Origin of the sequence: Phenylobacterium sp., from assembly GCF_044371015.1 — a bacterium.
GTDB lineage: Bacteria > Pseudomonadota > Alphaproteobacteria > Caulobacterales > Caulobacteraceae > Phenylobacterium.
In genome coordinates, this window is record NZ_JBILUK010000178.1 from 1 (window position 1) to 6582 (window position 6582).

5 protein-coding genes are annotated in these 6582 nt (G+C 70.6%); 2 read left to right on the forward strand and 3 right to left on the reverse strand.

Annotated elements, in window-relative coordinates:
* A partial coding sequence (locus ACIQ3R_RS13435) for a nucleoside transporter C-terminal domain-containing protein (protein ID WP_397419319.1) occupies positions 1 to 568 on the forward strand: 568 nt, incomplete at its 5' end.
* Positions 569 to 622: 54 nt separating this feature from the next.
* On the forward strand, positions 623 to 2029 hold the full coding sequence (locus ACIQ3R_RS13440; RefSeq protein WP_397419321.1) for an amidase: 1407 nt from the start codon (positions 623 to 625) through the stop codon (positions 2027 to 2029).
* Positions 2030 to 2167: 138 nt separating this feature from the next.
* On the opposite strand, the gene ACIQ3R_RS13445 is transcribed toward ACIQ3R_RS13440, so the two are convergent.
* From ACIQ3R_RS13445 to ACIQ3R_RS13455, 3 genes are all read right to left on the reverse strand, one after another.
* On the reverse strand, positions 2168 to 3934 hold the full coding sequence (locus ACIQ3R_RS13445) for an arylsulfatase (RefSeq protein ID WP_397419323.1): 1767 nt from the start codon (positions 3932 to 3934) through the stop codon (positions 2168 to 2170).
* A 270-nt stretch (positions 3935 to 4204) separates the two neighbouring features.
* On the reverse strand, positions 4205 to 4798 hold the full coding sequence (locus tag ACIQ3R_RS13450) for a hypothetical protein (protein WP_397419325.1): 594 nt from the start codon (positions 4796 to 4798) through the stop codon (positions 4205 to 4207).
* Positions 4799 to 5068: 270 nt separating this feature from the next.
* On the reverse strand, positions 5069 to 6582 hold a 1514-nt coding region (locus ACIQ3R_RS13455), incomplete at its 5' end, for a hypothetical protein (RefSeq protein WP_397419327.1).

Consider the following 6582-nt stretch of genomic DNA (forward strand, 5'->3'; position numbering starts at 1 on the left):
GCCCGACGATGGCCGGACCGAGGCGCGGCTCGACGAGACCTCCCTCCGCTACGATGGCGCGCTGGATGCGGTGGTGCGCGGCGCCATGGAAGGCGTGCAGCTGATGTTCGCGGTGATCGGGGTGATCATAGCGATCTTCGCCCTGGTGGCGCTGGCCGACATGGGGCTGGCGCTGGCGCCTGACGTGGCGGGCGAGGCGCTCACGCTGCGGCGGATCCTGGGCTGGGTGTTCGCACCGCTGATGTGGACGCTGGGCGTGCCGCTGGATCAGGCGCCGACGGCCGGGGCGCTGATGGGGACCAAGGCGATCCTGAACGAGTATGTGGCCTATCTCGACATGTCGCGGCTGCCGGCCGAGGCGCTGGACCCGCGGGCCAAGCTGATCGTGATCTATGCGCTGTGCGGCTTCGCCAACCTGGCCAGCATCGGCCTGCTGGTCTCGACCATCGGCACGCTGGCGCCCTCGCGGCGCGCCGAGGTGGCGGGGCTCGGGTTCAAGTCCTGGATCGCCGGCAACCTCGCCAGCGCCATGACCGGCGCGGTGATCGGGCTGGTGACGCTGATCTGAGGCGTTGCGGTCTTCGCGCCGGTCTGAGAGCGTAGCCGGAACAAGGAGACGCCCATGCCGCCGACCGACCTGACCCAGGCCACCGCCGCCGAGCTTACCGAGCTCTATCGCACCAAGGCCGCCTCGCCGGTGGAGGCGCTGGACGCGATCCTGGCGCGGGCTGAGCGGGTGAACCCCGTCATCAACGCGCTGCGCCTGATCGATGCGGACGGCGCGCGGGCCCAGGCCAAGGCGTCGGAGGCGCGGTGGGCCAAGGGCGCGCCGGCTTCGGGGATCGACGGGGTTCCGGTCTCGATCAAGGAGCTGGTGCGGGTGGCGGGCTGGCCGCACACCATGGCCAGCCAGCTCACCGACAAGTCCCCGGCGAAGGAGGACTCGACGGTCACGGCGCGGCTGCGGGAAGGCGGCGCGGTGATCTTCGCCCAGTCGACCAGCCCGGAGTACGGCTTCAAGGGCGTGACGGACTCGCCGCTCAACGGGGTGACCCGCAACCCCTGGAAGCTGGACCGCATCCCCGGCGGCTCGTCCGGCGGGGCCGGGGCGGCGGTGGCGGCGGGACTGGGCCCGCTGGCGATCGGCACCGACGGCGGCGGCAGCATCCGCATCCCGGCCAGCGCCACCGGGCTGGTGGGCCTGAAGGCGACCTTCGGGCGGATCCCGGCCTGGCCGGCCTCGATGCACGGCGACCTCGCCAACACCGGGCCGATGACCCGGACGGCGCGGGACTGCGCCCTGATGATGAACGCCCTGGCGCGCTTCGACGCCCGCGACCCCGGCGCGCTCAGCGACGACGGCGTGGACTACGTCGCCGCCCTGGGCCAGGGCGTGAAGGGCCTGAAGGTCGGCGTCCTCGCCCGCTTCGGCGAGCACCATGTGGACCCCGACGTCGCCGCGCGGTTCGACGCGGCGGTGAAGGTGTTCGAGGCGCTGGGCGCCAAGGTCGAGACGATCACCCCGCCCTACAACAACGGCCGGGCCGGCATGGCCTGGCAGGTGCACTGGAACTCGGCGCTGCAGCGGCTGCTGCAGGTCTATCCCGAGGACCGCCACGGCGAGTTCGACCCGGCCCTGCTCAACAACGCCCGGATGGGCGCGGGCCTCAGCCTGCAGACCCTGGTCGACGCCCAGGTGGAGCGGCGGGACATCAGCCACGCCTGGAACCTGGTGCTGGCCGACTACGATCTGGTGATCTCGCCGACCCTGGCGGTGGTTCCCTTCGAAATCGGGCGGATGGCGCCGCTGGGGCCGGACGGCCAGCCCAACTACCAGTGGGCCTGCACGGCGGTGTTCAACCTGACCCGCCACCCGGCGATCTCGGTTCCCTGCGGCCTGAGCGCCGAGGGCCTGCCGATCGGCCTGCAGATCGTCGCTGCTCATGGCCGCGATGCCCTGGTCCTGGCGGCGGCCGAGGCCTACGGCGCGGCGGCGCCGTTCACGATTCCGGACCTCCCGAACGGCTGAGGCGACGGCGGCGACCACTCACCCTATCCGCCGTCATGGCCCGGCTTGTCCGGGCCACCCATTGGGCTCGGCGCTCAGGGGCGGGCATGGATGGCCCGGACAAGCCGGGCCATGACGGTGTTGGAGGGGGGTTGTGCATCACAGCCGACCTTGCCGACGGCGACGACGCCGCCAGATGAAGAATGCGACGGCGGCGACCAGCGCCAGGCCGGCGGCGATCAGGCCGCCCCGGGCGAAGCCGAGCTGGCGGGTGAGCGCATTGCCCACCAGCTGCTTCTGCATAGTGTAGCCGGGCGGCAGGGGCGCGACGCCGACCCGGGCCTCGTAGGCCTTGTAGTCGGCCAGCATGGCCTGGAGCCGCTCGGGCTCGGCGGCCGAGAGGTCGCGCGTCTCGCCGGGGTCGACGGCCAGATTGTAGAGCCGCCAGCGGCCGTCGCCGAGCGGGGCCATGTCGCGCACGATCTTGTGGTCGCCCCGGTAGAGCGCGGCGTTGCCCGAGACCTCCAGGCCGATGGGATGGTCCGGGCCGTGGATCGCCGGGGTCTCGCCCGCCAGCATGGGCCGCAGGCTGCGCCCGTCGAGCGCCTTGGCGCCCTTCAGCACCGGCGGGGCGCCGGCGGACTCCAGCAGGGTGGGGGTGATGTCGGTGACGAAGCTGAGCGCGGGAAGCCGCGCGCCGGCGGCCACGCCGGGGCCGGAGATCACCAGCGGCGCGCGCACCCCGCCCTCGGCGGCGAAGAACTTGTAGTGCTGGCTGGGGGCGGAAAGCGCGCTGGCCCACTCGCGGCCGATGAAGGCCAGGCTGCCGGGCTCGCCCAGCCCCTGCAGGCGCCAGGAATAGCCGTTCATCGCCATCCACAGCGACATGCCGGTGGCGTGGACCGGGTCGGACGGCTCGGGCCCGTTGTCGGAGGTGACGACGAACAGGGTGTTGGCGAGCTCGCCGCGCCTGTCGACATGGGCGATCAGCCGGCCGATGGCGGCGTCCATCGACTCCAGCATGCCGGAATAGACTTCCATGGTGCGGGCGTAGATGGCGCGCTCCTCGGCGCTCAGCGCCTCCCAGCGGCGGAGGTCGGCGGCCAGCGGCGCCACCGGGGCGTCCGCCGGGATGATCCCCAGAGCCCGCGCCCGCTCGGCCCGCGCCGCGCGCAGGGCGGCCCAGCCGCCGTCGAAACGGCCCCGGTAGCGGTCGGAATAGGCCTTGGGCGCCTGCACCGGAATGTGCACCGCCTGGAACGCCAGATAGGCGAACCAGGGCTTCTGACCCGGCGGGCCTTCGTCGATGTAGCGGGTCAGCCGGTCGACCAGCAGGTCGGAGGAATAGAAGCGCCCGGGGAGATCGACCGGCCGCCCGTCTTCGAACCAGGGCGCGGTCCGGTAGTAGGGCATGTAGGACTTGGCCGCCCAGTTGTCGGCGCCCGAGGCGTCGAGCGCCAGCGAGCGGTCGAAGCCCTGGGCCGAGGGCAGGGCGCGGGGTTCGTGCCCCAGGTGCCACTTGCCGGCCATCAGGGTGCGATAGCCGGTGCGGCGCAGACGCTCGGCCACGGTCAGCACGCCGGGTTCGAGGGAGAGGCCATAGCCGGGCTTGTTCCGCTGGGAGGGCGGCAGCACCTCCTCGATGGTGGCGACGCCGGCGCGATGGCTGTCGACGCCGGTCAGCAGCATGGCGCGCGAGGGCGAGCAGAGCGGCGAGGTGCGATAGCCGGTGAGCATGGCGCCGCGCCGGGCCAGCGCATCGATGTGGGGGGTGCGGGCCTCGCCGCCGAAGGCGCCGAAATCCATCAGGGCCGCGTCGTCGACGACGATGACCACGATGTTGGGGCGCGGGGCGGGCGGCTGGGCCGCGGCCGGGGTTGCGAGGACGACGGCGGCCAGGACCGCGCCGAAGAAGCTGAACCGCATGCTTAAGTCTCTCCCCTGGCGCGCAGCATAGGGGGCCACGAAAAACACGAAAGGTCACGAAAGGGCGCGGGTCAGCATCCTCTCCCCCTTGCGGGAGAAGGTGGCGCCGGACTTGAACCGGGGTCGGATGAGGGGAGGGGGTGTTCATCGACCACGGATGGACACGGATGAACACGGATCGGGCGGGCATCTGCGACGCCATCCGTGTCTATCCGGCAAATCCGTGGTTCGCTCTTGTCTCGGTGGAGCAGAGGCGCCCTCGCCGGAAACCTAGGCCGAGCTGGTGACGGGCGGCCGTCGGCCGAGGGGATCGAGGCCGTCGTCGTCGTCGTCATCATCGTCGATGTCGTTTTTCGGCTGCGGTTCAGCGGCGCGCGGGGGCGACGCGTCTTCCCGTCGGAGGTTGATCGCCCAGAGGTCGGCGTCGTCGCCGATGGCGGGCGGACTGGGGAGGCCGACGCTCTTGCAGAGGATGCGGATCACTTCGTCGAAGGGCCGGTCGGCGAAGTCGGGCTCGAGGAAGTCATCGTCGAGCCGCCAGCGCAGACGCTTGAGGGCGTCGTACTTCTGGACGGGGCTCTTGGGGTGGGCGACCTCGATCAGGCGCTCGACCACGATCCCCGCGCGGGCCTTGCGACGGGAGACCGCCTCGCGGGCGGCGATCGCCGCGTCCTGGGCGACCAGACGGGCCTCCATGCGGTCATCCCGCTCCAGCTTGGCTTCGAGGAAGATGGCGCGCTGGACCAGCCGGGCCGCAGCGGGAAACTCACCCATGGCCTCGCGACGCTCCGCGGGGGTCTCGGCCGCGTCGAAGTCGGCCTTGGTCTTTCGAGCCATCTCCATGCCGATGGCGGCCAGCTCCACGAGCCAGGCCTTGCGGCGGGCGGCGTCCTCTTGACCCGGTGATTGGGGGCTCGGGACCGCGTCAGGGGCGGGGGCGTCAAACACGAACAAAGAGAGAACACAAAGCGAGAGTGGAGTCAAGGCGTTTCGGCGGCTAGGCAATCCACGGATGCGGTGCTGTCTAGAGTGTGTCGGGTGAGCGACCGCTACGGCTTATGACTCGTTGCCGACCCTCGTCGCGTCCGCTTGCGGGCTTGGAGCTAAGGACCGCTGCCGACCCGAAGCGGAAGCTCAGGTAGTCCGCTTTTGGAGTAACGCCGTGACCCGCGCCCGATCCGTAGTCGACAGGTCCATGCCCGCCGCGGCGCGCCACTGGTCGCGGGCCTCGTCGGCCTTGCCCAGCTTGGCCAGAGCGTCGCCCCACAGCAGGTGGTTGCGGCCCCACTTCGGTGCGTATTTGTCGGCTTCCCTGAACTTCTTGAGGGCGGCCTTGGTCTCACCCTTGCGCAGCAGCGCCTCGCCCCACCAGGACAGCGGGTCGGCGAAGTGCGGTCCCCGGGTGTTGGCGAGCTTGAACTGGGCGATGGCCCGGTCGGTCTGGCCCCGGTCCAGCAGCACCCGGCCCCAGGCCGTGGATGCCATCGGCAGCGAGGGGGCCATCTTCACCGCTTCTCCGAACCAGTGGTCGGCCAGCGCCGGCTGTCCGGCCAGGGCGGCAATCTCACCCCGCGCCATGACGCAGGGCTGGCAGTCTAGCGGTGTGCCGCCGATCAGGGCTTCGGCCTCGGCGACCCGGCCCAGATGCGCCAGCGCCACGGCCTTCTGCGCGCGGGGGATCGGGCGATGGACGCCCTTGTCCGGAAGCTGCTCCTGGTCGGCCAGTACGGCGTCCGCCGCCGTGACGACGCCAGGCCAATCCTGGGCGCTGATCCGTAAACGCAAGACGGCTCGCCGGATTTGGCGCTCGGCGTCGGGTGTGACCGGCTCAAAGCCGGCCAGGTCCGCCTGCGCCTGACGAAGATCATGCAGCGCGGCATTGGAACTTGATACATTAAGGGCAGCAAAGTTGCTGAGGGTTCCGACGCCAAGAAGAACCTTGCCCATGTTGGCCTGGGCCTGGGACCGGGCCTCCATCCAATCGCCCTTCTCCCCAGCAAGAAGGCGCTGAGCGTCTGCAATCTGCTGTCGCTTGAATTCGGGCGAGTTGTTGGTGTCCGCCCGCACAAGCTCGAGCGTGCGTCGGTCGAGGCGATGCTCGGTCTCAGAAAGGCCGAAATTGGACGCAACGGCACTCAGCGCGAAGACGGCCATCCCGTACGTGGGGTCAGCCGCAATTGACTTTTCGAGGAGCCCGCGCCGTGCGAGATCACCCTCGATGCGTGATGCAGCATTCGCCAGACCAAAGTAGGCAAGCGCCTTATCCTGGGCGAGAGGCGCGGACAGTCGCGACCTGTGCCATATGGTGTGCTCGTCCCGCCTGGCCTGCCGCCAGAGGTAGGACCCATAACTCCGGGGCTGCTCGCGAGCGTAAACCGCCTCCGCCGTCCGTTGGATCAGGATTGTCATCTCGGCTTCCTGGCCGGTCAGCGGTGCCAAGCCACGCGAGCCGCTGCGGGCGACAAGGGTCAGGGTTCCGGCGGGCGATGCCATCACCTCGCCGCTGACGTGGCTCTGGCGGCCCAGCGTCTCGCGCAGCCAGGCGTTTATCTGCGCCAGTGAGACCCCGGTCTGAGGGATCTGTATCGAGATCGACTGACCCCAGTCGCCGGAGAGGCCACGTTGCTGCTCCGAAGCCTGCGAGGCCT